The following is a 690-nucleotide window of genomic DNA, read 5'->3' as shown; positions in this document are numbered from 1 at the left end:
AGTCAGGGAAGCAAGTTCGAAAAAACCAAGGGAACTAGAGGAAAACAGACAATTAATAAGTCCCGGAAGAAAAACTCCAGGGGCAGATAAATTTATATTTTAAACAAAAGCGCAGAAAGACCCATAATTCCGGTCTTTCTGCGCTTTTTTATTGGAGCCAACAATGTTTCTATCACTTAATCCTCTTCCCTCTTCCTTGAATAATCAGCAACCGCTTTTTTAAGTGCCAACGCACCCAAAACCGAACAATGCTCCTTTTCAGGAGGAAGGCCACCAAGGGCTTCAGTAATATCCTTTTCAGTAATTGCAAAAGCCGCCATAACATGTTTTCCCTTTGCAAGCACAGTAGTCATACTACTTGATGCTATGGCTGCAGTACATCCTTGAACCTGAAACTTTATATCTGTTATAATGTAGTTCTCCACCTTGATAAATATCTTAAGGTTATCCCCGCATTCAGGGTCCCCTGCAAATCCTACTCCACTTGCATCATCTATGAATCCAACATTTCTTGGATTTTTAAAATGGTCCATTACTATATCTGTAAACATTAGTCTCTCCCCGTTTTAAATCACAACTTTAGTTGAGTTGATTTATATGTTATATAGTATATAGATGCTTCTACTCAGTTTCAATGATAAAAGCATATAGTTGAGTAAATTCAGATGATATACGATATCTGGATGCTTC

The 690-nt window shown here is 37.7% G+C and carries 1 protein-coding gene; it reads right to left on the bottom strand.

What is annotated here, in order from left to right:
• Window positions 1-176: 176 nt before the first annotated feature.
• On the bottom strand, window positions 177-551 hold the full coding sequence (locus tag AC3AX0_RS06925) for an iron-sulfur cluster assembly scaffold protein (protein WP_487549577.1): 375 nt from the start codon (window positions 549-551) through the stop codon (window positions 177-179).
• Window positions 552-690: the final 139 nt, after the last annotated feature.

The organism is Dethiosulfatibacter sp. (assembly GCF_983023055.1).
The sequence above is the reverse complement of the archived record's forward strand: the minus strand, read 5'-3'. Positions and strand labels throughout refer to the sequence as shown.